This window comes from Caulobacter sp. GW821-FHT10C03 (assembly GCF_059415485.1).
Genome location: NZ_JBWKNI010000004.1, coordinates 147051 through 171417, shown reverse-complemented (window position 1 = coordinate 171417; position 24367 = coordinate 147051). Strand labels below are relative to the sequence as shown.

Below are 24367 nucleotides of genomic sequence, written 5' to 3'. Positions count from 1 at the left end.
GAGGGGGCGTGCTAGGCTTTCGCGCATGTACCGCCGCACGCTGCCCACGGCCGACGAAGCGCTGAAGATCCTGTCGCGCCGCCGCACCCGGCCGCCGATGCGCGTGCCGCCGCCGGCCGGCAAGAGCCTGGCCCCGCTGATCCGCGAACTGGACAAGAAGTACGGCCAGGGCCCGGGCGCGCTGCAGGCCCGCTGGAAGGAAATCGTCGGCGACACCCTGGCCCGCCGCACCGAGCCGGTCCGCATCATCAAGAGCCGCACCGGCGAGGGCGGCACGCTGGAGCTGCGGGTCGACGGCCCCGTGGCCTCGCTGATCCAGCACCAGGCCCCGCAGATCACCCAGCGTCTCGACCTGCTGCTGGGCAAGGGCGCGGTCACCCGTCTGCGGATCGTGCAGGGACCGGTGCGCGTCGCCGGGGCCGCCGCCAGCGCTCCGCCGCGTCCGCGCCGCCGCCCGCCGCTCGACGCCGCCCAGGAGCGCGACCTGGCCAACAGCCTGGTCGACCAGCCCGAGGGGCCGCTGAAAGAGGCGCTGCTGAAGCTTGGTCGAGGCGTGCTGCGCAACGAAAGTTGACAACCTGCGCGCGTTCACGCTGATGCGCTCCAAGCCTCAAGCGCGCCATTTTCATGCCGATAAAGAATCGCGCTTAACTCTACTATTCACGTTCGAGGAAGACCCGACCATGCGCTCGCCCCTTCGCCGGATCCTGCTGGCCGCAGCCCTCGTCGCCGGCGTCGCCGGCCTTTCCGCCTGCAACAAGTCGGGCGGCGCCGTCACGGCCGACGACATGAGCCTGGGCAACCCGAACGCCAAGGTCACCGTCATCGAGTACGCCTCGGCCTCCTGCGTGCACTGCGCCCGCTGGAACGAGGAGGTCTTCCCGGCCTTCAAGCAGAAGTACATCGACACCGGCAAGGTGAACTACGTCTACCGCGAGTTCCTGACCGCTCCGCCGCAGGTGGCCGCCGCCTCGTTCCTGCTGGCCCGCTGCGCCGGCAAGGACAAGTATTTCTCGGTCCTGGATTCGGTCTACCGCTCGCAGGAAGAGATGTTCACCACCGGCCAGTACCGCGACGTGCTGCTGCGCATCGCCCAGTCGGCCGGCCTGGACGAAGCCAAGTTCGACGCCTGCGTCAGCGACGAGAAGGCCCTGAAGGCGCTCAACGACCGCATCGAGCGCTACTCCAAGGAAACCGACATCAAGGGCACCCCGACCTTCGTCATCAACGGCAAGAAGCTGAACGAAGAAGGCGGCGAGGCCCCGCTGGCCCAGCTGGACGCCGCCATCGCCGCGGCGAGCAAGTAAGCATGACCCTGGACCGGCGCGCGCTGATCGTTTCAGGCATGGCCGTCGCGGCCATGCCCGGCCTGGCGCGCGCCGCCCAGATGCCGCCCCTGCCCGGCGACCACGTCATGGGCTCGGTCAAGGCCAAGGTGCAGATCGTCGAGTACGCCTCGATGAGCTGCAGCCACTGCGCCCATACCGCGCTCGAGATCATGCCGGCGATCAAGAAGCGCTACATCGACACGGGCAAGGCCCGGCTGGTGTTCCGCGAATTCCTGACCCCGCCCGCCGACCTGGCCGGCGCGGGCTTCCTGCTGGCCAACCGCGTGCCGCCGGCCCGCTATTTCGAGGCGGTCGAGGCGATCTTCGCGGCCCAGCACGACATGTTCCAGACCGGCGACTACTGGGGCGGGCTGCTGGGCGTGGCCAAGCGGTTCGGCCTGACCGAGGCGCAGCTGGAGGCGACCCTCAACGACAAGCCCGCGCTCGCCGCGCTGAACGCCCGCGTCGAGGCGGCCGCCAAGCGCGGGATCAACTCCACGCCCACCTTCTACATCAACGGCGAGGAATTCGTCGGCGAGCTGACGGTGGAAGACCTGGCCAAGGCCGTCGACAAGGCCCTGAAGGGCTAGCGGGCGGGCGCGGCCGTGCAGTTCCAGCGTCTGCGCCTTTCCGGCTTCAAGTCCTTCGTCGAGCCGACGGAGTTCAGGATCGAGCCTGGCCTGACGGGCATCGTCGGGCCCAACGGCTGCGGCAAGTCCAACCTGCTGGAAGCCCTGCGCTGGGTGATGGGCGCCAACTCCGCCAAGGCCATGCGGGCCGGCGGCATGGACGACGTGATCTTCGCCGGATCGGGCAATCGGCCGCCGCGCAACCACGCCGACGTCACCCTGACCATCGACAACGCCGACCGCACCGCCCCGGCCGCGTTCAACGACGATCCGGTGCTGGAGGTCGTGCGCCGCATCGACCGCGGGGCCGGCTCGACCTACCGCATCAACGGGCGCGAGGTGCGGGCCCGTGACGTCCAGCTGCTGTTCGCCGACGCCTCGACCGGCGCCAACTCGCCGGCCCTGGTGCGCCAGGGCCAGATCAGCGAGCTGATCGGGGCCAAGCCGCAGAACCGCCGCCGCATCCTGGAAGAGGCGGCCGGGGTTTCGGGCCTCCACACTCGCCGCCACGAGGCCGAGCTGCGCCTGCGGGCGGCCGAGACCAATCTTACCCGCCTGGAAGACGTGGCCCGCGAGCTGGAGACGGCGCTGAACCGCCTCAAGCGCGAGGCGCGCCAGGCCGAGAAGTACCGCCGCCTGTCGACCGAGATCCGCGCCGTGCAGGGCGCGGTGCTGTTCGCCCGCTGGACCGAGGCCCGCGATGCGCTGGAGCGCACCCAGGCCGAGGCCACCCAGGCGATCCGCGACGTCGAGGACACCGCCCGCGCCGCCGCCGCCGGCCAGGGCGCGATCGTCGAGGCCGAAACCGCCATGCCGCCCCTGCGCGAGGAGGCGACGATCGCCCAGGCCGTGCTGGGCCAGCTGGCGATCCAGAAGGACCGGGCCGAGCGCGACGCCGCCGCCGCCGCCGCCGAGTTCCAGCGCCTGTCGGCCGATCTGGCCCGCATCGACGAGGACCGCGCCCGCGAGGAGCAGGCCGCCGAGGACGCCGGTCGCAGTCTCGCCCGCATCGAGCCGGAACTGGCCGAGGTGCGCGCCCTGATTTCCGCCGCGCCCGAACGCGGTCCCGAACTGGAAGCCGCGGCCAAGGCCGCCGAGGCCGCCCGCGCCGAAGCCGACGGCGCCGTCGAGCGCCTGGCCGCCCAGACCGCCGCGGAAGAGGCCCGCGCCCGCGCCGTCGCCCAGCGCCTGGCCGAGGCCGAGAGCCGGCTGGCCCGCACCGTCCGCGCCCTGGATCAGGCCAAGGCCGAACGCGCCGCGGTCGGTCCGGCCGTCGATCCCGCCGCCGCCGAGGCCCGCCAGCGTTTCGCCAACGCCGAGGCCGCGCTCGCCGCCGCCCGCGCCGCCCTGGAGGCCGCCGAAGCCGAACGCATGACGGCCGCCCAGGCCGAGGGCGCGGCTCGCGATCTGGCCCGCAAGGCCGAGGACCAGCTGGGCCGCCTGCGCACCGAAGCGCGGGGCCTGGCCCAACTGACCGCGCCGCGCGCCAAGAGCGGCTTCTCGCCCGCCCTCGACGCGGTGACGCCCGACAAAGGCTATGGCGCGGCCCTGGCCGCCGCCCTGGGCGATGATCTGGAAGCCGCCCTCGACGCTCGCGCGCCTTCGCACTGGGCCGGGGCGGAGACGCCGGCGACCGCCTGGCCCGACGGCGTCCAGCCGCTGGCGCCGCTGGTCAAGGCCCCGGCCGAGCTGGCCGCGCGCCTGGCCATGGTCGGCCTGGTCGAGCGCGCCGACGGCGAGCGCCTGGCCAAGGGTCTGCCGGTCGGGGCGCGGCTCGTCTCCAAGGAAGGCGACCTGTGGCGCTGGGACGGCTTCGTCGCCAAGGCCGACGCGCCCAAGCCCGCCGCCGTGCGGCTGGAGCAGCGCACGCGCCTGGCCGAGGTCGAGGCCGAGATCGATCTCGTCGCCCCGCGCGCCGAGGCCGGGGCCGCCGCCCTGAAGACCGCCGCCGACCGCCTGCGCGCCGCCGAAGACGCCCTGCGCGACAAGCGCCGGGGTCCGCCCGACGCCGAGCGCCTGCTGAACCAGGCCCGCGAGACCGTGGCCCGCTTCGAGCGCGAGGCCGCCCAGCGCGAGGCCCGCGCTCAGTCGCTGGACGACACCATCGCCCGCTTCGAGGCCGAGCGCGCCGAGGCCGACGAGGCGCTTGCCGGCGTCCGCGCCGAACACGCGGCCGCTGAAAGCGTCGGCGACCTGGCCCCGCAGCTGCTGGCCGCCCGCCAGGCCGCGACCGCCGCCCGTGAAGCCGCCGCCGCCGCCCGCTCGGCCCTCGATCTTGAGAACCGCGAACGCTCGGGCCGCCAGCGCCGCGTCGAGAGCCTGGAGCGCGACCTCGGCGACTGGACCCGCCGCCGCGACGCCGCCGCCAAGCGCGCCGAGGGCCTGGAAGTCGATCGCGCCAAGGCCGCCGCCGCCCTGGAGGCCGCCCGCGCCGCCCCGGCCGAGCTGGAGGCCAAGCTGCTGGTGCTGGTCGATCAGTTCGACGCCGCCGAGCAGCGCCGGGCCAAGGCCAGCGACGCCCTGGAGGCCGCGGAAACCGCCCGCATCGCCGCCGACCGCGCCGCTCGCGCCGCCGACCAGGCCGCCGGCGAGGCCCGCGAGCGCCGAGCCGCGCTGGTCGCCCGCTTGGACGGGGCCCGCGAACGCTTCGCCGAGATCGCCTCGAACATCCGCGAGAGCGCCCGCATGGAGCCCGAGGCCCTGGGCCGGCATCTGGCCGGCGAGGCCGTGGCCGTGCCGAAGGACGCCGCCGGCGTCGAGGCCCACCTGTTCGCCCTGGAGCGCGAGCGCGACGCCATCGGCGCGGTGAACCTGCGGGCCGAGGAAGAGGCCCAGGAATATGCCGGCCGGCTGGAGACCATGCGTATCGAGCGGGCCGACCTGTCGGGCGCGGTGGCCAAGCTGCGTGACGGCATCGAGGAGCTGAACGCCGAGGGCAGAGAACGTCTCCTGGCGGCCTTCGACGTGATCAACGGCCACTTCCAGACCCTCTTCCAGGCCCTGTTCGGCGGCGGCCAGGCTGAGCTGCGGCTGATCGAGAGCGACGATCCTCTCGAAGCGGGGCTGGAGATCTTCGCCTGTCCGCCCGGCAAGCGCCTGGCCAGCATGAGCCTGATGAGCGGCGGCGAGCAGGCCCTGACGGCCAGCGCCCTGATCTTCGGCGTCTTCCTGGCCAATCCGGCCCCGATCTGCGTGCTGGACGAAGTCGACGCGCCGCTCGACGACGCCAATGTCGATCGCTACTGCAACATGCTCGACGAGATGCGCCGCCGGACGCTTACGCGCTTCATCGCCATCACCCACAATCCGGTGACCATGAGCCGGATGGACCGCCTGTTCGGCGTGACCATGTCCGAGCGCGGGGTGAGCCAGCTGGTGAGCGTGGATCTGAGCACCGCCGAGGAGCTGGTCGCGGCGCAATAATCCTTCTCCCCTTGCGGGAGAAGGTGGCGGCCGAAGGCCGACGGATGAGGGGTCTCTCAGATCTTTCCGCTGCGTCTGATCTGACGGCTGGGCGAAGCGGCGCCGATTTTCGACCCCTCACCCGACCTCCTTCGGAGGCCACCCTCTCCCGCAGGGGGAGAGGGATCAGAAGAGGGCGGCCACCGCATGCCGCAGCGGATTGTTCGGATCGGCCAGCAGCTTGATCGCCATGGCGCAGGAGATCGTCACCAGCAGCGGCCTGATAAGTCGCGCCCCGAACCGCACCGCCAGGCGCGAGCCCAGCTGGGCGCCGAGGAAGGCGCCGACGGCCATGGCCAGGCCGATCGGCCAGATCACCGCGCCCTTGAGGATGAACAGCGCCAGCGCCCCGACATTGCTGGCGGCGTTGGCCAGCTTGGTGTGGGCGGTGGCCTTCAGCACGCCGTAGCCGAGCAGGGTGACGATGGCGACCATGTAGAAGGCCCCCGCGCCCGGGCCGAAGATGCCGTCATAGAAGCCGACGATCGGCGCGACGAAGCCGGCGAACACCGGCAGGGCCAGGCGGGCCGGGCCGTCCTCGGCCTTCAGGGCCTTGGACAGGCCGAAATAGACGGCGATGACGATCAGCAATACAGGCACGAGCGCCGCTAAGGCGCGCGGCGAAAGAAGGCTGGCGCACAGTGCGCCGGCCAGGCCGGCCAGGCCCGCCGCCAGGGCGATCGGCCAGGCGGTCTTCCAGTCGATCAGGCCGCGCTTGGCGAAGGCCCGGGTGGCCGAGACCGAGCCGAAGGTGCTCTGCAGCTTGCTGGTGCCCAGGGCCGCGATCGGCGGCAGGCCGGAAAGCAGCAGAGCCGGCAGGGTGATCAGGCCGCCGCCGCCGGCGATGGCGTCCAGGGTTCCGGCCACGAAGGCCACGCCGAACAGGATGACGAGCAGTTGGACGCTCAGATGTTCCATGGCGATCCCTACAAACGCGAAAAGCCGCCCGGGAGCCGGGCGGCGGCAGGCGGCGGGTGAAGGAAGGGGAGGCGGCCGATAGCACGTCTCCCCATCGTTCGGATCAGCCGATCAGGTGGGCCCACTGGTGGGCGCGCGAGGCCTTGCTGTTGCGGCCCAGGGCCTTCAGCTCTTCGCGGGCCGCGGCCTTTTCTTCCTTGCGGACGCGTTGCTCGGCGGCTTCGACAGCCTTGCGTTCCTTACGCTCGGCGCGCTTGACGGCCGCGATCTCTTCCTGGCGGGCCAGGGCTTCGAGGCGGGCGATTTCCTTGGCTTCGGCGCGGGCGACGCGAACGGCTTCCAGCTCGGCGGCGCGTTGTTCATCGCGCTTGTCGAAATCAGGATCCTGAACGGTGGCCTTCGGCTTGAACTTGGCCAGCATAGCCTTCTTGGCTTCCTGCTGGGCGGTGATGCGATCGGCGAATCCGGTGTTCTTCAGGTAGGACATGAATCTTCGTGCTGTTGGAGAGGCGCGCCTCCTAAACCCCAAAACGGCGAAAAAAGCAATTGGAGCCGCCACGCTCTTCGTCGGACGGATCGTCGCGCGCCGGGGGTATCGCCAGCGGCGGGGCCGTCCCGGAGACCCAGATTCCGCGGATTGGCTGACCCTGCGGAAATTCCCCCGTCAAAACAGTGCCTTGTGCAGTTTCTCCACAATCTTGACGCACCGCAGCGCGCCCTATAGGTTCCGCCGCGATCAAGCCGGCCGAAAAAGCGCCTTCTTCAGGCGCGTCTGCGGGCGCTTTCGGACCTGACCGCTTCCCATGCCCAAGGCCGACGAACCGAACGACGAGGCTTTCAAGAGCCTGGACGCTCGGCTCGACGCTTTCGAGGCGCGGAAGGCGGCGGAAAAACCCGCCAAGGCGGCGGACGAGAAGGCTTCCCAGGACGGCTATCGCCTCCTGGCGGATTTGATCGGGGGCGTTCTGGTGGGGCTGGGCTTCGGCTGGCTGCTCGACCACTACGTCGGTACGGGGCCCTGGGGAATGATCGGCGGTCTGCTGGTCGGAACCGGTCTCGCGATATTCTCCGTCGTCCGCAAGGCGACGAAACTGAGCGCGCAGGCGTCCAAGGCCCAGGCCGAGGATGTACACACGGGAGGCGGGTCCACCGCCCCCAAACAGAAGAGAGACTAGGGCCGATGGCCGATCCGATGCACCAGTTCCAGATCCAGAAGGTCGTGGAACTGCCCACCGTGAACGTCTTCGGTCTTCCGATCGATCTGTCGATCACCAATTCGGTGGCCGCGATGCTGCTGGCCGCGACCCTGGTCGTGGCGTTCTACGCCGTCGCCGCCCGCCGCGCCGTGGTTCCGGGCCGCCTGCAGACCGTGGGCGAGATGCTCTATGGACTGGTCGACGGCCTGGCCGAGTCGATCATCGGCCACGACGGCAAGAAGTTCCTGCCCTTCATCTTCACCCTGTTCGCGTTCGTGCTGTTCATGAACCTGCAGGGCATGTTCCTGGTGTTCACCGCCACCTCGCAGCTGGCCGTGACCCTGACCCTGGGCCTGATGGTCATCCTGACCGTGGTCGCCGTCGGCTTCGCCAAGAACGGCCTGAAGTTCTTCAAGCTGTTCGCGCCGTCGGGCGTGCCGTGGCCGCTGTACTTCCTACTGGTGCCGATCGAGATCCTGTCGTTCCTGATCCGTCCGATCACCCTGGGTCTTCGTCTTTTCGGCAACATGCTGGGCGGCCACGTGGTGCTGAAGATCTTCGCCGGTTTCGTGATCGCCCTGGGCGGTCTCGGCGCGATCGGCTGGGCCGGTTCGCTGCTGGCCCTTTCCTCCGTCGTCGCCCTGACGGCCCTCGAGTTCATGGTGGCCTTCCTGCAGGCCTTCGTGTTCGCGGTGCTTGCCTGCGTCTATATCAATGACGTCGTGCACCTCGACAGCCACTGATCACCCTTTTCTCTTCAACCTATCTCTGAATTCTCAAGGAGCCTCACAATGGAAGCGGAAGCCGCTAAGTACATCGGCGCTGGCCTGGCCATGCTCGGCATGATCGGCGCGGGCATCGGCCTGGGCGTCATGTTCGGCAACTATTTCCAAGGCGCGCTGCGTAACCCGACCGCCGCCGCTCAAGAGCGTCCGATGCTGTTCCTCGGCATGGCGCTGACGGAAGCCCTGGGCATCTTCGCCCTGGTCATCGCCTTCCTGATCCTCTTCTCGTAATCCTCTGAGCGCGGCGGCGGCCGGTCCCCGGCCTTCGCCGCGCTTTGATCTTTAAGAACCGAGCCTGCTCGTCCGTTTCGGGCCGCAGGCGCTAGCTGAGAGGCGCCCTCGCCCATGGCGACGGAAAATCACGGCACGGTCGCGACGACTGAAGCCCCCGGACACGAAAGCGGCGGTCTTCCGCAGCTCCAGTTCCAGCACTGGGGCGGTCAGATCGTCTGGCTGCTGCTCATCTTCGCCGTTCTCTACATCGTGCTGTCGAAGGGCCTGCTGCCCCGCGTCAGCGGCGCGATCGACGAGCGCGGCGCCAAGATCGCCGGCGACATCGCCGACGCCCGTCGTCTGAAGGACGAAGCCGAGGTGCAGGCCCGCGCGGCCGCCGCCGAGGTGGCCGAGGCTCGCGCCAAGGCCCAGAAGACCGCGGCGGACGCCAAGGCCCAGGCTTCGGCGCAAGCCGCCGAGCGCCAGGCCAAGGAAGAAGCCGTGCTGGCCGAAAAGCTGGCCGCGGCGGAAGCCTCGATCCAGGCCGCCCGCGACGAGGCCATGAGCCACGTCCGCACGGTGGCCGAGGAGACGGCCGGCGCGATCGTCGAGAAGCTGACGGGCAAGGCGGCTTCGGCCGCCGAGCTCAAGACGGCTCTGGCCTAAGGAGTAGCGGACCATGGAACACGAATCCCTGTTCAGCTTCTCCAACCCGGAGTTCTGGGTGCTGGTCGCCCTGGTGATCTTCTTCGGCCTGCTGGTCGTTCTGAAGGTCCTGCCGGGTGCCCTGTTCGGCGCGCTTGACGGCTACGCCGCCAAGATCCAGGCCGAACTCGACGAAGCCCAGAAGCTCCGCGAGGAGGCGCAAGCCCTGCTCGCCGAGGTCAAGGCCCAGCGCGAGGAAGCCGAGCGCCAGGCTTCGGCCATGCTCGAGGCGGCCAAGGCGGACGCGGTCCGTCTGGCGGCCGAGGCCAAGGAAAAGCTCGAGGAGCAGATCACGCGCCGCGCCCAAATGGCCGAGCGCAAGATCGCCCAGGCGGAGGCCCAGGCCGCCGCGGACGTCAAGGCCGCGGCCGTCGACCTCGCCGCCCAGGCGGCCGAGGCGGTGCTCCTGGCCCGCGTCGGAACCGGCGCCGACCCTCTGCTCGACGCGGCCATCGGCCAGATCGGCAGCAAGCTGCAGTAGTCCTTCAGGACGGCTGAAGATCGAAAGGCGCGGCTCGCAAGGGCCGCGCCTTTTTCTTTTGTCCTTTGATCCCTCTCTCTGAGAGAGAGGGAGGGGCCCACGCCATCGGCGTGGGAGGGTGAGAGGTTACACTCTTTCCGGATGAGGCGCGGTGGTCAGAGCTGCGGTTTGAATAGGGCTTGGGGTTTGCCTGTTAGCGGCGAAACCTCTCACCCTCCCACCGCTGCGCGGCGGGCCCCTCCCTCTCTCAAAGAGAGAGGGTTTCTAGGCGGCCGCTCGCTTCCTCAGCCACTTCCGCACAGCCTTCCGGCCCCGCTTCAGCACGCGCCAGGCCGGCCGGCGCAGGAACACCTTCTCGCTCCGCAGCAGCTGCTGCCAGGCGACCAGCAGGATCTCCGGCTCGCGGCGCATCAGGCGGCGGATCGGGAAGATCAGCTTGGGGTGGCGCTTCTGCCAGCGGATGAAGCGGCGGCGGGCCTGGAACGAGTTGCGCAGCACCACCATCAGCCCGATGACCAGCAGCGGCAGGCCGACGTGGCCGGGCAGGGGCGTGAGGATGGCCCCGGCCAGCAGGATCAGGCAGCCCAGGGCGATCAGCAGCAGCCGCGCGACGCGGGCCAGGGTCTCACGAAGGACGAAGGCCAGTCGCCTGCGGCGCAGGCTCGACAGGCGACGGACGACCCTGGGGTCGCGGGGGCTCACTGGCCGCGCGGGTTGACCTGGCCCCGGCGCTTGAAGGACTTGCGCCAGCGCTTGGCCACCCGCCAGCGGCGCGGCACGACCAGCTTTTCGATGCGCAGCACCTGCTGCCAGGCCACCAGCACGACTTCAGGCTCGCGACGCAGCAGGCGGCGCAGCGGGAAGACCAGCTTGGGGTGGGCGTGCTGGAAGCGCACGAACTGCTTGCGGGCCTTGAACGAGTTGCGCAGCACCAGCATCAGGCCGATGACCGTCAGCGGCACGCCCATGGGGCCGGGCAGGGGCGCGATCAGAAAACCCGCGGCGATGAACACCAGGCCCAGAGCCACCAGCAGGCCGCGAATAATCCGGCCGAGAAGCTCGCGGGCGAGTTCGTCGGCGGCGGAGAGGCGCACGGGCGTCATGGCGATGGCGAAGTTCATGGGGGGCTGAACGGGGTATGTGGTCCGCCGGTTTCCGACAAAGCGCCGGCCCCCTCTTCCCACACGGTGCATATGGAAACGGGGCGCCCTTCCGTAAAGGCGCCCCGTTCCGCTTTCGTGCCTGTGTTGCGCCTATTCCGCTGCGAGTGGCGCGGGGGCAACAGGTTTCCACTTCAACTTCGGCTTTCGGGCCGCCAGGGTCTCGTCCAGGCGCTTCAGCGGGGCCAGGTGCGGGGCGTTCTTGAACCGCGCGACCTCGCCGGCCTTGGCCGATTCCGCGAGGAGACGGAGGGCTTCGATGAAGCGGTCGAGTTCGGCCTTCGACTCGGTTTCGGTCGGCTCGATCAGCATCGCGCCATGCACCACCAGCGGGAAGTACATGGTCATCGGGTGGAAGCCCTCGTCGATCATCGCCTTGGCGAAATCGAGCGTGGTGACGCCGGTGCCTTCAAGCCAGGCGTCGTCGAACAGCGCCTCGTGCATGCACGGACCTTCGGGGAAGGCCGGGCTCATCAGGTCCTTGAGACGGGCCTTGATGTAGTTGGCGTTCAGCACCGCGTCCTCGGCCACCTGGCGCAGACCGTCGGCGCCGTGGCTGAGCATGTAGGCGTAGGCGCGCACATACATGCCCATCTGGCCGTGGAAGGCGCTCATCCGGCCGAAGGCCTGGGCGGCGACGCCCTCGGCTTCCTCGATCAGCTTGTAGCCGCCGTCGTCATGCACCACCCACGGAGTGGGGGCGAACGGGGCCAGGGCCTCGCTCAGCACCACCGGACCCGCGCCCGGACCGCCGCCGCCGTGGGGCGTCGAGAAGGTCTTGTGCAGGTTGATGTGCATGGCGTCGACGCCCAGGTCGCCCGGGCGCACCCGGCCGACGATGGCGTTGAAGTTGGCGCCGTCGCAGTAGAAGTACGCGCCCGCCGCGTGGGTCAGGCGGGCGATCTCGACGACGTCGCGCTCGAACAGGCCGCAGGTGTTGGGGTTGGTGACCATGATCGCCGCCACGTGGTCGCCGAGCTTGGCTTCCAGGTCGGCGAGGTCGACGCGGCCGTCGTCGGTCTGGGCGATTTCCACGACCGTATAGCCGCAGAAGGCCGCCGTGGCCGGGTTGGTGCCGTGGGCGCTGGTCGGGGCCAGCACGGTCTTGCGGTGGCCGTTGCCGGCCGCCTCGTGGGCGGCGCGGATGGCCAGCAGGCCGCAGAGTTCGCCGTGAGCGCCGGCCTTGGGTGAAAGGGCGACGGCGGGCATGCCCGTCAGGGTCTTCAGCCAGTGGGCCAGGTTGTCCATCAGCTCGATGGCGCCCTGCACCGTCGACTGCGGCTGCAGCGGGTGGATGTCCGACAGGCCCGGCAGGCGCGCCATCTTCTCGTTGAGGCGCGGGTTGTGCTTCATCGTGCACGAGCCCAGCGGATAGAGCGCCAGGTCGATGGCGTGGTTCTTCTGGGACAGGCGCACGTAGTGGCGCACCGCTTCCGGCTCGCTCAGGCCCGGCAGGCCGATGGCGTCGTCGCGGGTCAGGCCGGCCAGGGCGCTGTCGGGAGCGACGGCGTCCGGCAGGTCGACGCCGGTCTTGGTCCAGCCGCCCAGTTCGAAGATCAGCGGCTCGTCCTGCAGCAGGCCGCGACCGCCCGACAGGGAGGTAAAGCCGGCGTCGTCATTCGAAGCTTCGGGACGAGTGGGACGTCCGACATTGTTCATGCTCATTGGACGGCTCCGGCCAGCAGCTTGGCGAAGAAGGTGATGTCGGTGTCGAGCGTGGTCTCGGTGGTCGCGACCAGCAGCACGTCGTCCAGGCCCGAGCCCGGCTCCAGCCGCGAATAGGGCACGCCGGCGATGACGCCGTGGGCGGCCAGGGTCTCGACGACCTCGGCGGCGTCCTTGGGCAGGCGCACGGCGAACTCGTTGAAGAACCGGGGCGTCAGGATCTCGACGCCCGGAATGGCGGCCAGGGCCTTGGCCGTGGCCAGCGCCTTCTGGTGGTTCAGCGAGGCCAGCTGGCGCAGGCCCTGCTCGCCCAAGAGGCTCATGTGGATCGAGAAGGCCAGGGCGCACAGGCCGCTGTTGGTGCAGATGTTCGACGTGGCCTTGTCGCGGCGGATGTGCTGCTCGCGGGTCGACAGGGTCAGGACGAAGCCGCGCTTGCCGTCGGCGTCCACGGTCTCGCCGCAGAGGCGGCCGGGGGCCTGGCGGACGAACTTTTCCTTGCAGGCGAAGAGGCCGACATAGGGGCCGCCGAAGTTCAGGCCGTTGCCGATCGACTGGCCCTCGGCCACGGCGATGTCGGCGCCCATGGCGCCCGGCGACTTCAGCAGACCGTACGAGACGGCCTCGGTGGTGACCACGATCAGCAGGGCGCCGGCCGCGTGGGCCGCCTCGGCGATCTTGCTGACGTCGGTGGCCGTGCCGAAGACGTTGGGGGTCTGGACGACGACGCAGGCGGTGTCGGCGTCGATCGCGGCGATCACCGCGTCCTCGGCGTCGATGGCGGCCGGCAGGCGCAGGGTGGTCACGCCGGCGGCGTGGGCCAGGGTCTCGACCGCGCCGACATAGTGCGGGTGGACGCCGCCCGACAGCACGGCCTTGGTCTTGCGGGTGACGCGCTGGGCCATCATCACGGCCTCGGCCGTGGCGGTGGAGCCGTCATAGAGCGAGGCGTTGGCCACCTCCATGCCGGTCAGGGCGGCGACCTGGCTCTGGAACTCGAACAGCACCTGCAGCGTGCCCTGGGCGATTTCCGGCTGGTAGGGCGTGTAGCTGGTCAGGAATTCCGACCGCTGGATGATGTGGTCGACCGTGGCCGGCACGTGGTGGCGATAGGCCCCGGCCCCGACGAAGAACGGCCCCTCGGCGGCCGAGCGGTTGCGGCGCGACAGGCGCAGCATCTCGCGCTCGACTTCCAGCTCGCCGGCGTGGTGGGGCAGGTCCACAGGCTCGCTGCGGCGGGCGACGGCCGGCACGTCGACGAACAGTTCGTCGATCGAGCCCGCGCCGATCACGCCGAGCATGTCGGCGCGGTCTTCGGGGGTCAGGGGGAGGTAGCGCATGGGAAATTCCTGCTCCCTTCCCCCTCGATGGGGGAAGGGTCGGGGATGGGGGTGGTTACGGCGGCGGGGTCACCCCCAACCCTGCCCTTCCCCCATCAAGGGGGAAGGGTTCTGCCTTAGAGCGTCGCCAGGAACGCCTCGTAGGCGTCGCGATCCATCAGGGCGTCGACCTCGGCCGGGTTGGAGAGCTTCAGCTTGGCGAACCAGCCGCCGCTTTCCGGCACGGCGTTGACGGTTTCCGGCGCATCGCCCAGCTCGGCGTTGGCTTCCACGACCTCGCCCGACACCGGGGCGTAGACGTCGGAGGCGGCCTTGACGCTTTCGACGACGGCCAGGCCTTCGCCCTGGGCCACGGTCTTGCCGACTTCCGGAACTTCGACGAACACCACGTCGCCCAGCTGCTCGGCGGCGTAGGCGGTGATGCCGACGGTGGCGATGTCGCCTTCGACGGCGACCCATTCATGGTCCTTGGTGAAGCGCATGGTCTGGCCCTTGGTGGATTAGAGTTTGCGGACGTAACGGGTGGGAACGAACGGGGAGGCGACGACCTCGGCGGCCGCCGGCTTGCCCCGGACGATGACTTTCAACTGCGACCCGAGCACGGCGTAGGCCGGGGGCACGAAACCGATGGCGATGGCGCCGCCGAAGCTGGGGCCGAAGCCGCCGCTGGTGACCTTGCCGATCACGGCGCCGTCGGCGTCGGCGATCTCGGCGCCTTCGCGGGCCGGGGCGCCCTCCAGCACCTTCAGGTTCACGCGGACGCGCGACAGCTCGCCGGCCAGTTCCTTGGCGATGCGCGTTGCGCCCAGGAAGTCGCCGGCCTCGCGGCGGCTCTTGCCGACGGCGAAGTTCAGGCCGGCCTCGATCGGCGAGACGGTCTCGTCCAGGTCGTGGCCGTAGAGCGGCAGGCCCGCTTCGAGGCGCAGGCTGTCGCGGGCGCCCAGGCCGATTGGCTTGACGCGCTCGTCGGCCAGCAGGGTGTTCCAAATGCGCTCGGCGGCGTCGGCCGGAACCGAGATCTCGTAGCCGTCCTCGCCGGTGTAGCCCGAGCGGGAGATGATGGCGTCGACGCCGAACGCCGTCAGGGCCCGGGCGTCCATGAACACCATTTGCGCGGCTTCCGGCACGTGGGCGGCCAGCACGGCGGTGGCCTCGGGGCCCTGCAGGGCCAGCAGCGCGCGGTCTTCCAGGCGGGTGACGGTGGCTTCGCCGGCCAGCTCGCGGGCGATGATCGCGTAGTCGTTGTCCTTGCAGGCGCCGTTGACCACGACGAACAGGCCGTCGTCGTCGGGACGGGCGGTCATCAGATCATCAATGATCCCGCCGTCGGCGTTCAGCAGCACGCCGTAGCGCTGCTTGCCGGCCTTCAGGCCCTGGTAGTCGGCCGAGACCACCTTCTCGAAACTCTTGGCCGGGTTTTCACCGCGCAGCCGGGCCTGGCCCATGTGCGAGACGTCGAACAGGCCCGCGTGCTCGCGGGTCCACAGGTGCTCCTTGAGCACGCCGTCCTTGTACTGCACCGGCATGTGGTAGCCCGCGAACGGAACCATGCGCGCGCCGGCGGCGACGTGAGCGTCGTAGAGCGGGGTCTTCTTGAGGTCTTCGGTGGACACGCGGAGGGCTCCAAACGGGGACGGCGCTGCAAGCCCGGCTTTCGCCTGGCGATAGCGCCCCCGCTGTCCCTTTGACCTGAGAGATTCCGGACCTGAGCCAGGCCCTTGCTCCTTCGGCGGGCAGCTCTCGCAAGCTGCCACTTTCCAGCGTTCCTAAACCCGCGCGGTCCTTTTGCCTGAGCGTTTCCGGGGCGGTTGCGCCTTCGGCCTCGGGAGCGAATCCCGACGTCTCCCGCGAGGGTCAAGGCGGTCAATGAGCGAGGCGGGGGAGGGAGTCAAGCGCGGCCGAGATCTGGGCGGGCGGGGATCTGGCGACGCCGGGATTCAAGGCGCGTCGCGGCTTGGCTTCAGGCCAGCCGCTTCACCGTCGGCGGATAGAGAGAGGCCACCTCGATCAACGCCTCGTGGGTGCAAAGCGCCCAGTGCCGCAGCACGTTCGGTGGATCGGGCGGAAAGCCCTGCATGGCGGCGACGTAATAGGGATCGGCATGGCTGCCGGCGCGAATGAAGGTCAGGAACGGGCTGTCGGGCGGTCCCTCGATCAGGGTCTGGGTGCTGGGGCCGCCGGTGGGAAAAGGGTCGCCCCGCACCAGAACGCCAACCGTGACCTCCCAACTGAGTTCGAAGGTCTCGCCCTCCGCGGCCTCGACGACCAGCCGCAGGCCGCGATCGGAGATCACTTCGATCTCCATCAGCGAAGGCGGAAAGGGAATATCGGGCAGCGCTTCGTCCACGGGCTCAAGCCTTGGTGCGGCCGCCCTGGCCGATGAAGCCGACGATCAGGAACTGCAGAACCGCGCCCATGGCCACGCCCAGCAGGGTGACGCCGAGCCAGGCGGTGGGTCCGGGTTTCGGGCCGAAGCCTCCTTGGTTTACCCAGAGATAGACAGCCCACAGGATCGCCGCGCCGACCACGGGACCGATGAACGCCAGGTTGGCCTTCGCGTCCAGCCGGCGGCGGGCGATCAGCACCAGGATGGCGCAGCCGACGATCTCGATCAGCGGGCCGACCAGGCTGACCGGGCCGGCCTTGTCCGGAACCGCCGGACCGCACAGCACCGTCAGCACGATGGCCAGGCAGCCGATCGTCCAGTAGCGGCGAACGCCGATAGGGCCTTCTTTCACGCTAGCGCCGGTCAGGCATGGGGCATGCTGGCGCGCACCTGGGCGCGCAGGACGTCGATGGGGGCCAGGCCCGCGTCGGTCTTGAAGTGCCAGTAGGTCCAGCCGTTGCAGGCCGGGGCCGACTGCACCATGGCGCCGATCTTGTGGATCGAGCCCGACAGGTCGCCGACCGCGATCGAGCCGTCCGGGCGGACCTTGGCGACGTGATTGCCCTTCGAGCAATAGAGGGTGTCGCCCGGGTGCAGCAGGCCGGCCTCGACGATGGTGCCGAACGGCACGCGCGGCTCAGACCGCTTGCTGCCCATGACGTCCAGGTCCTGCGGCGCGATCGGGATGACCTTGGCGATCCGCTCCTTGGCGTGGCCGACATATTCGGCCTCGCGCTCGATGCCGATGAACTTGCGGCCCAGGCGCTTGGCGGCCGCGCCGGTGGTGCCGACGCCGAAGAACGGATCCAGGATCACGTCGCCCGGCTTGGTCGTCGACAGGATCACCCGGTAGAGCAGGGCTTCCGGCTTCTGGGTCGGGTGGGCCTTGTTCCCGTCGGCGCCCTTGATGCGCTCTTCGCCGGTGCACAGCGGGATGGTCCAGTCCGAGCGCATCTGCACCTCGTCATTGGCCATCTTCAGGGCGTCGTAGTTGAAGGTGTAGCGCTTGGCGTTCTGGCTCTTGGAGGCCCAGATCAGGGTCTCGTGGGCGTTGGCGAAGCGGGTGCCCTTGAAGTTGGGCATCGGGTTGGTCTTGCGCCAGATGACGTCGTTGAGGATCCAGAAGCCCAGGTCCTGCACGGCCACGCCAACGCGGAAGATGTTGTGGTAGCTGCCGATCACCCAGATCGCGCCGTCGTCCTTGAGGACGCGGCGGGCGGCCTTCAGCCACTCGCGGGTGAACTTGTCGTAGGCGGCGAAGCTCTCGAACTGGTCCCAGTGGTCGTCGACCGCGTCGACCTTGGAGTTGTCCGGACGCAGCAGGTCGCCGCCGAGCTGCAGGTTGTAGGGCGGATCGGCGAAGATCAGGTCGACCGACTTCTCGGGCAGGGCGTTCATCGCCTCGATGCAGTCGCCCTGGATGATGGTTTCCGGCCCGAAGGACATGTCCGCTTCCCTGAAAAACACCCAAGGGAATCATGGAGTCCCGTGGTTACCCGGGAATGAACGGTCATGGTTAGCCGACGGTTAATCGCGAATCCGAAATCGGTTAACGACGCTTGATGTTCCTGTAATGTTCCGTATTGTGGACTCGACCGAGACGCGAAGAGGCGGGGCGAGGGGGAAGGGGCATGGCGCTGATCCGCGGTTTCATCGCCGCCAGCCTCGACGGTTGCGTGGCCGACGCGGACGGCGGGGTGCAGTGGCTGGCGCCGTTCCGCAAGGTCGATCCCGGCTATGGCGCCTTCATCGACGACGTCGGCACGGTGGTGATGGGCCGGCGCACCTACGACCTGATCCCGAGCCTGGGTACGGGCTGGCCCTATGCCGGCAAGCGCGGCTTCGTCGTCACCTCGCGACGGGGCGATCCGGTGCAGCGCGGGGTGAAGTTCTGGCGCGAGGGGGTGTCGGAACTCATCGAGCGCCTGCGCGACCTCGACGACGGCGACGCCTGGGTGGTGGGTGGCGCGGGCCTGCTGGCCGCCTTCGCCGAGGAAGGCGCGCTGGACCGTCTGTCGCTGCTGATCGCGCCGGTGCTGCTGGGCGAGGGCCTGCGCCTCTTTCCCGAACGCACCGGCGCGCCGCGGGGGCTGGTGCTGCGGGGGACGGCCGCCCTGGCCATGGGCGTGGTGCGGCTGGACTACGAACTGCCGCCGGTCCGGCCGGGACGGGGCAGGGGGCGGGCGGCCGGGTCCCAGGGCGTAGCGGAGGTTTAGAAGGGGCGCGAACCTCGCCTGTCGGGCGTCATCTAACCTTCGCGCGATCGACGTAACGGCGTCTTGCGACCGCCATATCCGCCACCCCAGCGCGCCGCCTGGCGCACAAGGGGATGGATATGACTTTCAACACGAAGGGCCGCTCGGCCCTGATGTTCTGCGGCGCGGCCCTCGTGGCCCTGCTGGCGACGAGCGCCCAGGCGGCCGACGCCGCCGCGGTTCCGGCGACCGCCGACGCCGCCAATCCTGACTCGACCGCCGTCGAGCAGGTCATCGTCACCAGCCAGAGCGAGACCCGCTCGGCCGTGGCCATGCAGGCCCAGCAGATCCAGCGCGTCCTCCCCGGCGCCAGCCCGCTGAAGGCCATCCAGTTTCTGCCCGGCGTCGTCTATCGGACCGCCGATCCGTGGGGCAACAACGAGCAGAACCTGTCGCTGTTCGTCCACGGCTTCTCGACCCAGCAGCTGGGCTTCACCCTCGACGGCGTGCCGCTGGGCGACCAGCAGTACGGCAACTACAACGGCCTGTCGGTGTCGCGCGCCATCACCAGCGAGAACGTTTCCCGCGTGACCCTGTCGTCGGGCGCCGGCTCGCTGGGCGTGGCCTCGACCAGCAATCTGGGCGGCGCCATCGAGACCTTCAGCCGCGACCCGTCGGCCGAGCGCGGCTTCACCGTGCGCCAGACCGTCGGCAGCAACGAGACCAGCCGCACCTTCCTGCGCCTCGACACCGGCGAGATCGCCGGCGGCTTCAAGGGCTACCTGTCGTACCTGCGCCACGACGCCAAGGCCTGGGACTTCGACGGCCACCAGCGCGGCCACCAGGTGAACCTGAAGGTCGATCGCGAGGCCGAGAAGGGCGTGCTGACCTTCTACGCCGACTGGCAGATGAAGGTTGAGCCCAACGAGGACGCCACGGCCTTTGGCAACCAGCAGACCACGGCCGCGGCCAGCTACACGCCCTATACCCGCCCGTTCCTCTATCCCAACCTGGCGGCCTGCTCGAGCAACCTGACGGGCGGCCCCGGCACCCCCCCGACGGCCCAGGGCAACAACTTCTCCAACTGCTTCAGCGCCGCCCAGCGCGAGGACATCCTGACCTACGTCAAGTACGCTTGGAAGCCGGTCGAGGACTTCACCTGGACCAACCAGGCCTATCATCACTACAACTTCGGCCGCGGCATCGTGGCCGGCCCGATCAACACCGCCGGCCTGCCGGCGCTGTTCGCCACCTACTATCCGAGCCTCGTGGTCGGCTCGAACACCAGCGCCGCGACCCTGACCAACATCGTCAACCTGTTCGGCGGTTCGGGGAACGCGGTGCGCACCACCGAGTACCGCATCAACCGTTCGGGCCTGACCTCGACGGCCGAGTGGACCCTGGGCGATCACCAGATCAAGGGCGGCGTCTGGTTCGAGCACAATGAATCGGCCCAGCAGCGCGCCTGGTATCCGATGAGCGCCGCCAACAACAACCTGTCGCCCTACGACGTGCCGCGCGGCAAGAAGGTGCTGACCCAGTACGCCGCCGAGTTCTACGTCAACGACATCCAGCTGCACCTGCAGGACCAGTGGCGCGTGACGCCCAAGCTGCTGCTGCAGGCGGGTTTCAAGTCGAGCCTGCAGGACGCCACTGGCAAGTTCCCGATCAACCAGCAGAACCTGCCGACCGTGGCGGTGCCGGTCCACTATCCGACCGGCAGCATCAAGTCGAACAAGTGGTTCCTGCCGCAGGCCGGCCTGCTGTGGGAGGCCACCGACAGCGAGCAGGTGTTCGTCAACGTCCAGCAGAACATGCGCCAGTTCATTCCGTACGGCGCGGGCAGCAACTTCTACGGCTTCTCGCCGTGGAGCCTGGGCACCCAGGCGGCCTTCGACCTGTTCAAGCAGACGGTGAAGCCCGAGACCTCCTGGACCTACGAGATTGGCCTGCGCAGCCGCCACGACGTGGCCTGGGGCCCGATCACCGGCGTCGAGGGCCAGATCAACGCCTATGACGTCAAGTTCAGCAACCGCCTGCTGAACATCGCGCCCTACAGCTTCATCAACCCCGGTCCGGCCATCCTGGCCAATGTCGGCGGCGTCACCTCCAAGGGCGTCGACGTGGCCGGCACGCTGAAGTTCGGCACGCACGTCCAGCTCTACAACGCCCTGTCCTACAACGAGGCCAAGTACGACTCCGACTATCAGAGCGGAACCACCGTCGTGGGCGGCGTGAGCACCCCCGTCACCGTGGCGACCGGCGGCAAGACCGTGCCGCTGACGCCCAAGTGGATGAACAAGACCGTGCTGCGCTTCAACCAAGGCAAGTTCGACGCCCAGATCAGCGGCGACTATGTCGGCAAGCGCAACGTGACCTACCTCAACGACCTGTCGGTCAAGTCGATGATGCTGGTCGATCTGCAGGCCGGCTACACCTTCGACATGCCGGCCGACGGCCTGGTGAAGGGCCTGCGCGTCTCGGCCAACATCACCAACCTCTTCGACAAGAAGGGCGTCTCGACGGCCAACGTGACCAGCAACTCGGGCGGCTACACCGCCTACGCCCAGGCCCCGCGCATGGGCTTCGTGACCCTGTCGGCGGACTTCTAGACTTCCGGCGAACGGCTGCGATCAGAGAGGCCCGGCGGGAACACCGCCGGGCCTTTTTCTTTGCGGCCTTGGCTTGCTGGGCCTCAGGGCGCCAGCACCACCCCGACGCTGGGCGAGGTTCCGCCGTCGACCTGGGCCAGGAAGGCTTGCTGGATCGCCTCTCGACCCTCGCCGCGCTCGACCGTCAGCCAGCGGGGCGCGTCGGCGACGAAGGGAACCCAGGCGGCGCCGTAGCGGGTTTCGAACTCGCCGGGCGCCCAGTCCTGGCGGCGCTTGGCGATGCGGTCGGGGGCGAAGAAGAACACAGGCTTGGGGCCGGGCAGGGATCCGCCGCCGCGCTCCGTCTCCCAGTGCGTGCCGCCGACCAGCAGGGAGAAGGCGAGATCCTCGCCGAAGGTCTCGTGCACGCTGCGCAGCACGGCCGCGTCGCCGGCGAAGTCGACGAACACCGCCGGACGCTCGATCGGCGCCGCCGGCAGGTCGGCATAGGTCACGACTTGGTCGTAGACGCCTAAGGCTTCGACGAAGGCGACGTTGCGCGGCGAGGTCAGGCCCACGACCCTGGCGGCGCCCCGGCGCTTGAGCAGGTGGGCCAGGCCGATCGCCGTCTTGGCCGAGGCGCTGGAGAGGATGACCGACCTAGCCCCGAACAGGGCGCTCTCGTCCAGAAAGTCCTCGATCAGGAACGAGGTGATGAAGAGGGGCTGCAGCAGCGCCTTGTGCGCCTCCAGTCCGTCGTCTGCGCCGACCGCCTGATACTGGTTGTAGACCGCCGCCAGCTGGGCGCGGTGGGGCGAGACGTCGGCGAAGCCGGTGCGGCCGGGCTTGGCCTGCACCGTCAGGTGCGTCGACATCGGCCAGTAGCCGTAGAACCGCTGGCCGACGGCGATGTCGGAATGGGCCGAGGCCTCGACCCGGGCGTGGCCCCAGACCGGCACCCGACCGAAGCCTTCCGGCGCGGGGAAGAAGTCCCAGTAGCGCATGGCCTCGCCGAACACGGCGTAGGTGATGTTGTTGGCGGTCAGGGCGAAGGTCTCGATCGCCAGCCTTGCCTGGCCGTCCTCGAGCGGCGGCGGCTCGGTCTCGCGAAATTCCGTGCGGCGCAGGTCGGACTTGGCGACCAGAAAATCCCAGGCCATGGCGAGCCTCCCGTTCGTCGCCGGGAGTAGGCGGCAGGCTCGAACACAAGTCAAACGATTGTTTGAATTCTTGCCGCCCCCCGCGTCAACGGCGCATGGTCGCCGGCAAAAGGGAGAAACGACCATGAGCCTTGCGGGCAAGACCCTGTTCATCACCGGCGCCAGCCGCGGCATCGGCCTGGCCATCGCGCTGCGGGCCGCGCGCGACGGGGCCAATATCGTCGTCGCCGCCAAGACCGCCGACCCGCATCCCAAGCTGCCCGGCACCATCTACACCGCCGCCGACGAGATCGCCGCGGCCGGCGGAACGGCCCTGCCGCTGGTGGTCGACGTGCGCGACGAGGCCAGCGTGCAGTCGGCGGTCGATCAGGCCGTCGAGCGGTTCGGCGGCATCGACATTCTCGTCAATAACGCCTCGGCCATCTCGCTGACCGGCACGCTGTCGACCGACATGAAGCGCTACGACCTGATGCACCAGGTCAATACGCGCGGCACCTTCCTGACGTCGAAGGCCTGCATCCAGCACCTGAAGAAGTCGGCCAATCCGCATGTGCTGATGCTGTCGCCGCCGCTCGACATGAGCCCGCGGTGGTTCGGCGGCCACGTGGCCTACACCATGGCCAAGTTCGGCATGTCGATGTGCGTGCTGGGCATGGCGCAGGAGTTCAAGAGCGACGGGATCGCCTTCAACGCCCTGTGGCCGCGCACCGGCATCGCCACCGCCGCCATTCAGTTCGCCCTGACCGGCGAGGAAGGCCTGCGCCACTGCCGGACCCCCGAAATCATGGCCGACGCCGCCCACGCGATCTTCGAGAAGCCCTCGCGCGAGCTCACCGGTCAGTTCCTGATCGACGACACGTTCCTCTACGGCGAGGGCGTACGCGACTTCGACCAGTACCGCGTCGATCCCACGGCCAGCCTGATGCCGGACTTCTTCGTGCCGGAGGACAGCGTCCCGCCGCCGGGGGTGGTGATCGGTTAGAAAGCGCGGCTTTCTTTTACATGTCGCGCTCAACGTGTTATCGAAATGAGATTTCTTTAACATGATGGGTGCGACGTGTTAAAGCCGACCTATGTCATTCCGCCGCTGCCGCCGGCAGTGGAATTGGAGACGACGGCGGTGCTGCGCGAGGCGGCGCGAGCGCACCGCTATCTGGCCGAGCTCAAGGGGCGCGCCGGCACGATTCCCAACCAGGGCATCCTGATCGACACCTTGTCGCTTCAGGAAGCGCGCGCCAGTTCGGAAATCGAGAATATCGTCACCACCCAGGACGAGATGTTCCAGGCCACCCTTCTGCTCGAAGCGGGGCAGGGCGGTCCCGCCAAGGAGGTCGCGCTCTACAGGGATGCTCTAAAGCGCGGCTTTGACCGCTTGCGCGAGAGTGACGGGCTGCTGACCAACAACATGCTCGTCGAGATGTTCCAGGTGCTCAAGCGCACCGGCGGCGACTTTCGCGCCACGCCAGGGACGGCGCTCTACAACGATGTCACCGGCCAGATCGTCTACGTGCCGCCGCAGGATCGGGACGCCATCATCGCCCACATGACGGCGCTGGAGCGTTTCGTGAACGACGATGCGGTCAGCGATCTGGACCCTCTCATCAAGATGGCGCTGATCCACCACCAGTTCGAAAGCATCCACCCGTTCCCGGACGGCAACGGTCGTCTGGGCCGCATTCTCAACGTGCTGTACCTGACCAAGGTCGGGTTGCTGGAGATCCCGATCCTCTATCTCAGCCGCTATGTGATCACCAACAAGGCCGAGTATTATCGCCTGCTGCAGCAGGTGCGGGACGACGGCGCCTGGGAGCCCTGGCTGCTCTACATGCTGCGTGCGGTCGCCGAGACCTCGATCCAGACGTTGGCGCTGGTGCAGGGCGTCGCTGCGTTGATGACCGAATACAAGGCGCGCCTGCGAACAGGGCATCCCAAGATCTACTCGCAGGACCTGCTCAACAACCTGTTCCGCCACCCCTACACGCGGATCGAGTTCGTGCAGAACGAGCTGGGCGTCGTGCGCCAGACGGCGGCCAAGTATCTGGACGAACTGGCGGCCGGAGGGCTGATCGAGAAGCACAGCCAGGGACGCAGCAACTATTATGTCAACCGGCCGCTGGTGGATTTGCTGCTGCGGGTGTCCGGCGGCTGACGCC

The 24367-nt window shown here is 69.0% G+C and carries 25 protein-coding genes and 1 riboswitch; of the genes, 13 read left to right on the top strand and 12 right to left on the bottom strand.

Going from position 1 to position 24367, the window contains the following annotated elements; translation table 11 throughout:
- The first annotated feature begins 25 nt into the window (after positions 1 to 25).
- The 4 genes from AC07NG_RS06700 to smc all read left to right on the top strand — a co-directional run bounded on the left by AC07NG_RS06700 (position 26) and on the right by smc (position 5380).
- Entirely contained in the window at positions 26 to 574 is a 549-nt protein-coding gene (locus AC07NG_RS06700; protein WP_487292073.1) for a DUF721 domain-containing protein, read from the top strand.
- A 109-nt stretch (positions 575 to 683) separates the two neighbouring features.
- Positions 684 to 1307: a DsbA family protein gene (locus AC07NG_RS06695; protein ID WP_110120050.1), complete on the top strand. Its 624-nt coding sequence runs from the start codon at positions 684 to 686 to the stop codon at positions 1305 to 1307.
- 2 nt (positions 1308 to 1309) lie between these two features.
- Complete coding sequence (locus tag AC07NG_RS06690) at positions 1310 to 1918, top strand: DsbA family protein (protein ID WP_492855801.1); 609 nt, start codon at positions 1310 to 1312, stop codon at positions 1916 to 1918.
- A 15-nt stretch (positions 1919 to 1933) separates the two neighbouring features.
- Positions 1934 to 5380, top strand: a complete 3447-nt coding sequence (gene smc / locus AC07NG_RS06685; RefSeq protein WP_494592832.1) for a chromosome segregation protein SMC — start codon at positions 1934 to 1936, stop codon at positions 5378 to 5380.
- A gap of 165 nt (positions 5381 to 5545) precedes the next feature.
- On the opposite strand, the gene AC07NG_RS06680 is transcribed toward smc, so the two are convergent.
- Together AC07NG_RS06680 and AC07NG_RS06675 are read right to left on the bottom strand one after the other, a co-directional pair.
- The gene (locus tag AC07NG_RS06680) at positions 5546 to 6337 is read right to left on the bottom strand and encodes a TSUP family transporter (protein WP_494592830.1); all 792 of its coding nucleotides are present in this window, start codon (positions 6335 to 6337) and stop codon (positions 5546 to 5548) included.
- A 103-nt stretch (positions 6338 to 6440) separates the two neighbouring features.
- Positions 6441 to 6824 (bottom strand): DUF6481 family protein, encoded by a 384-nt coding sequence (locus AC07NG_RS06675; RefSeq protein ID WP_487292168.1) that lies wholly within the window; start codon positions 6822 to 6824, stop codon positions 6441 to 6443.
- A gap of 316 nt (positions 6825 to 7140) precedes the next feature.
- Between AC07NG_RS06675 and AC07NG_RS06670 the strand changes: the two genes are divergently transcribed.
- The 5 genes from AC07NG_RS06670 to AC07NG_RS06650 all read left to right on the top strand — a co-directional run bounded on the left by AC07NG_RS06670 (position 7141) and on the right by AC07NG_RS06650 (position 9717).
- The gene (locus tag AC07NG_RS06670; protein ID WP_487292167.1) at positions 7141 to 7512 is read left to right on the top strand and encodes an AtpZ/AtpI family protein; all 372 of its coding nucleotides are present in this window, start codon (positions 7141 to 7143) and stop codon (positions 7510 to 7512) included.
- Positions 7513 to 7517: 5 nt separating this feature from the next.
- Positions 7518 to 8276 (top strand): F0F1 ATP synthase subunit A, encoded by a 759-nt coding sequence (locus tag AC07NG_RS06665; RefSeq protein WP_110120044.1) that lies wholly within the window; start codon positions 7518 to 7520, stop codon positions 8274 to 8276.
- A gap of 48 nt (positions 8277 to 8324) precedes the next feature.
- A complete protein-coding gene (locus tag AC07NG_RS06660) occupies positions 8325 to 8549 on the top strand; it encodes a F0F1 ATP synthase subunit C (protein ID WP_108505567.1) in 225 nt (74 codons plus the stop codon).
- A gap of 114 nt (positions 8550 to 8663) precedes the next feature.
- A complete protein-coding gene (locus AC07NG_RS06655; RefSeq protein WP_110120043.1) occupies positions 8664 to 9197 on the top strand; it encodes a F0F1 ATP synthase subunit B family protein in 534 nt (177 codons plus the stop codon).
- A gap of 13 nt (positions 9198 to 9210) precedes the next feature.
- Positions 9211 to 9717 carry a F0F1 ATP synthase subunit B gene (locus AC07NG_RS06650; RefSeq protein ID WP_110120042.1) on the top strand — a complete coding sequence of 169 codons (507 nt, stop codon included), beginning with the start codon at positions 9211 to 9213 and terminating at the stop codon, positions 9715 to 9717.
- A 264-nt stretch (positions 9718 to 9981) separates the two neighbouring features.
- On the opposite strand, the gene AC07NG_RS06645 is transcribed toward AC07NG_RS06650, so the two are convergent.
- From AC07NG_RS06645 to AC07NG_RS06605, 9 genes are all read right to left on the bottom strand, one after another.
- On the bottom strand, positions 9982 to 10419 hold the full coding sequence (locus AC07NG_RS06645) for a hypothetical protein (RefSeq protein ID WP_494592825.1): 438 nt from the start codon (positions 10417 to 10419) through the stop codon (positions 9982 to 9984).
- Complete coding sequence (locus AC07NG_RS06640) at positions 10416 to 10838, bottom strand: hypothetical protein (RefSeq protein WP_110120041.1); 423 nt, start codon at positions 10836 to 10838, stop codon at positions 10416 to 10418. Before AC07NG_RS06640 ends, AC07NG_RS06645 begins: the two co-directional genes overlap by 4 nt.
- Positions 10839 to 10970: 132 nt before the next feature.
- Positions 10971 to 12542, bottom strand: coding sequence for an aminomethyl-transferring glycine dehydrogenase subunit GcvPB (gcvPB, locus tag AC07NG_RS06635; RefSeq protein ID WP_494592823.1), 1572 nt, complete (start codon positions 12540 to 12542; stop codon positions 10971 to 10973).
- Positions 12539 to 13882: an aminomethyl-transferring glycine dehydrogenase subunit GcvPA gene (gene gcvPA / locus AC07NG_RS06630; protein ID WP_494592821.1), complete on the bottom strand. Its 1344-nt coding sequence runs from the start codon at positions 13880 to 13882 to the stop codon at positions 12539 to 12541. The genes gcvPB and gcvPA overlap by 4 nt, the downstream gene beginning before the upstream one ends.
- A gap of 116 nt (positions 13883 to 13998) precedes the next feature.
- Positions 13999 to 14364: a glycine cleavage system protein GcvH gene (gene gcvH / locus AC07NG_RS06625; RefSeq protein ID WP_487292163.1), complete on the bottom strand. Its 366-nt coding sequence runs from the start codon at positions 14362 to 14364 to the stop codon at positions 13999 to 14001.
- 18 nt (positions 14365 to 14382) lie between these two features.
- Positions 14383 to 15495 (bottom strand): glycine cleavage system aminomethyltransferase GcvT, encoded by a 1113-nt coding sequence (gene gcvT, locus AC07NG_RS06620; RefSeq protein ID WP_494592819.1) that lies wholly within the window; start codon positions 15493 to 15495, stop codon positions 14383 to 14385.
- Between the two features lie 154 nt (positions 15496 to 15649).
- Positions 15650 to 15740: riboswitch (glycine riboswitch) on the bottom strand.
- Positions 15741 to 15842: 102 nt separating this feature from the next.
- On the bottom strand, positions 15843 to 16229 hold the full coding sequence (locus tag AC07NG_RS06615; protein ID WP_494592817.1) for a hypothetical protein: 387 nt from the start codon (positions 16227 to 16229) through the stop codon (positions 15843 to 15845).
- Positions 16230 to 16233: 4 nt separating this feature from the next.
- Positions 16234 to 16620 (bottom strand): hypothetical protein, encoded by a 387-nt coding sequence (locus tag AC07NG_RS06610; RefSeq protein ID WP_494592815.1) that lies wholly within the window; start codon positions 16618 to 16620, stop codon positions 16234 to 16236.
- An 11-nt stretch (positions 16621 to 16631) separates the two neighbouring features.
- Entirely contained in the window at positions 16632 to 17714 is a 1083-nt protein-coding gene (locus AC07NG_RS06605; RefSeq protein WP_492855792.1) for a site-specific DNA-methyltransferase, read from the bottom strand.
- Between the two features lie 185 nt (positions 17715 to 17899).
- Between AC07NG_RS06605 and AC07NG_RS06600 the strand changes: the two genes are divergently transcribed.
- On the top strand, positions 17900 to 18484 hold the full coding sequence (locus tag AC07NG_RS06600; protein ID WP_494592813.1) for a dihydrofolate reductase family protein: 585 nt from the start codon (positions 17900 to 17902) through the stop codon (positions 18482 to 18484).
- Positions 18485 to 18603: 119 nt separating this feature from the next.
- Positions 18604 to 21075 carry a TonB-dependent receptor gene (locus AC07NG_RS06595; RefSeq protein ID WP_494592812.1) on the top strand — a complete coding sequence of 824 codons (2472 nt, stop codon included), beginning with the start codon at positions 18604 to 18606 and terminating at the stop codon, positions 21073 to 21075.
- Between the two features lie 83 nt (positions 21076 to 21158).
- Here the strand turns inward: AC07NG_RS06595 and AC07NG_RS06590 are convergent, their stop codons facing one another.
- Positions 21159 to 22214 (bottom strand): DUF2855 family protein, encoded by a 1056-nt coding sequence (locus AC07NG_RS06590; protein ID WP_494592809.1) that lies wholly within the window; start codon positions 22212 to 22214, stop codon positions 21159 to 21161.
- Positions 22215 to 22338: 124 nt separating this feature from the next.
- Here AC07NG_RS06590 and AC07NG_RS06585 point away from each other — a divergent pair, with 124 nt between their 5' ends.
- Both AC07NG_RS06585 and AC07NG_RS06580 read left to right on the top strand, forming a co-directional pair.
- Positions 22339 to 23196 (top strand): SDR family oxidoreductase, encoded by an 858-nt coding sequence (locus AC07NG_RS06585; RefSeq protein WP_494592807.1) that lies wholly within the window; start codon positions 22339 to 22341, stop codon positions 23194 to 23196.
- A 75-nt stretch (positions 23197 to 23271) separates the two neighbouring features.
- Positions 23272 to 24363, top strand: coding sequence for a Fic family protein (locus AC07NG_RS06580; RefSeq protein WP_494592806.1), 1092 nt, complete (start codon positions 23272 to 23274; stop codon positions 24361 to 24363).
- Positions 24364 to 24367: the final 4 nt, after the last annotated feature.

Bases quoted from the DNA above. Each gene is read 5' to 3' on its own strand.
- AC07NG_RS06700 (WP_487292073.1), top strand. From the start codon at position 26: ATGTACCGCCGCACGCTGCCCACGGCCGACGAAGCGCTGAAGATCCTG.
- AC07NG_RS06695 (WP_110120050.1), top strand. From the start codon at position 684: ATGCGCTCGCCCCTTCGCCGGATCCTGCTGGCCGCAGCCCTCGTCGCC.
- AC07NG_RS06690 (WP_492855801.1), top strand. From the start codon at position 1,310: ATGACCCTGGACCGGCGCGCGCTGATCGTTTCAGGCATGGCCGTCGCG.
- AC07NG_RS06680 (WP_494592830.1), bottom strand. From the start codon at position 6,337: ATGGAACATCTGAGCGTCCAACTGCTCGTCATCCTGTTCGGCGTGGCC.
- AC07NG_RS06675 (WP_487292168.1), bottom strand. From the start codon at position 6,824: ATGTCCTACCTGAAGAACACCGGATTCGCCGATCGCATCACCGCCCAG.
- AC07NG_RS06670 (WP_487292167.1), top strand. From the start codon at position 7,141: ATGCCCAAGGCCGACGAACCGAACGACGAGGCTTTCAAGAGCCTGGAC.
- AC07NG_RS06665 (WP_110120044.1), top strand. From the start codon at position 7,518: ATGGCCGATCCGATGCACCAGTTCCAGATCCAGAAGGTCGTGGAACTG.
- AC07NG_RS06660 (WP_108505567.1), top strand. From the start codon at position 8,325: ATGGAAGCGGAAGCCGCTAAGTACATCGGCGCTGGCCTGGCCATGCTC.
- AC07NG_RS06655 (WP_110120043.1), top strand. From the start codon at position 8,664: ATGGCGACGGAAAATCACGGCACGGTCGCGACGACTGAAGCCCCCGGA.
- AC07NG_RS06650 (WP_110120042.1), top strand. From the start codon at position 9,211: ATGGAACACGAATCCCTGTTCAGCTTCTCCAACCCGGAGTTCTGGGTG.
- AC07NG_RS06640 (WP_110120041.1), bottom strand. From the start codon at position 10,838: ATGAACTTCGCCATCGCCATGACGCCCGTGCGCCTCTCCGCCGCCGAC.
- gcvPB (WP_494592823.1), bottom strand. From the start codon at position 12,542: ATGAGCATGAACAATGTCGGACGTCCCACTCGTCCCGAAGCTTCGAAT.
- gcvPA (WP_494592821.1), bottom strand. From the start codon at position 13,882: ATGCGCTACCTCCCCCTGACCCCCGAAGACCGCGCCGACATGCTCGGC.
- gcvH (WP_487292163.1), bottom strand. From the start codon at position 14,364: ATGCGCTTCACCAAGGACCATGAATGGGTCGCCGTCGAAGGCGACATC.
- AC07NG_RS06605 (WP_492855792.1), bottom strand. From the start codon at position 17,714: ATGTCCTTCGGGCCGGAAACCATCATCCAGGGCGACTGCATCGAGGCG.
- AC07NG_RS06600 (WP_494592813.1), top strand. From the start codon at position 17,900: ATGGCGCTGATCCGCGGTTTCATCGCCGCCAGCCTCGACGGTTGCGTG.
- AC07NG_RS06595 (WP_494592812.1), top strand. From the start codon at position 18,604: ATGACTTTCAACACGAAGGGCCGCTCGGCCCTGATGTTCTGCGGCGCG.
- AC07NG_RS06590 (WP_494592809.1), bottom strand. From the start codon at position 22,214: ATGGCCTGGGATTTTCTGGTCGCCAAGTCCGACCTGCGCCGCACGGAA.
- AC07NG_RS06585 (WP_494592807.1), top strand. From the start codon at position 22,339: ATGAGCCTTGCGGGCAAGACCCTGTTCATCACCGGCGCCAGCCGCGGC.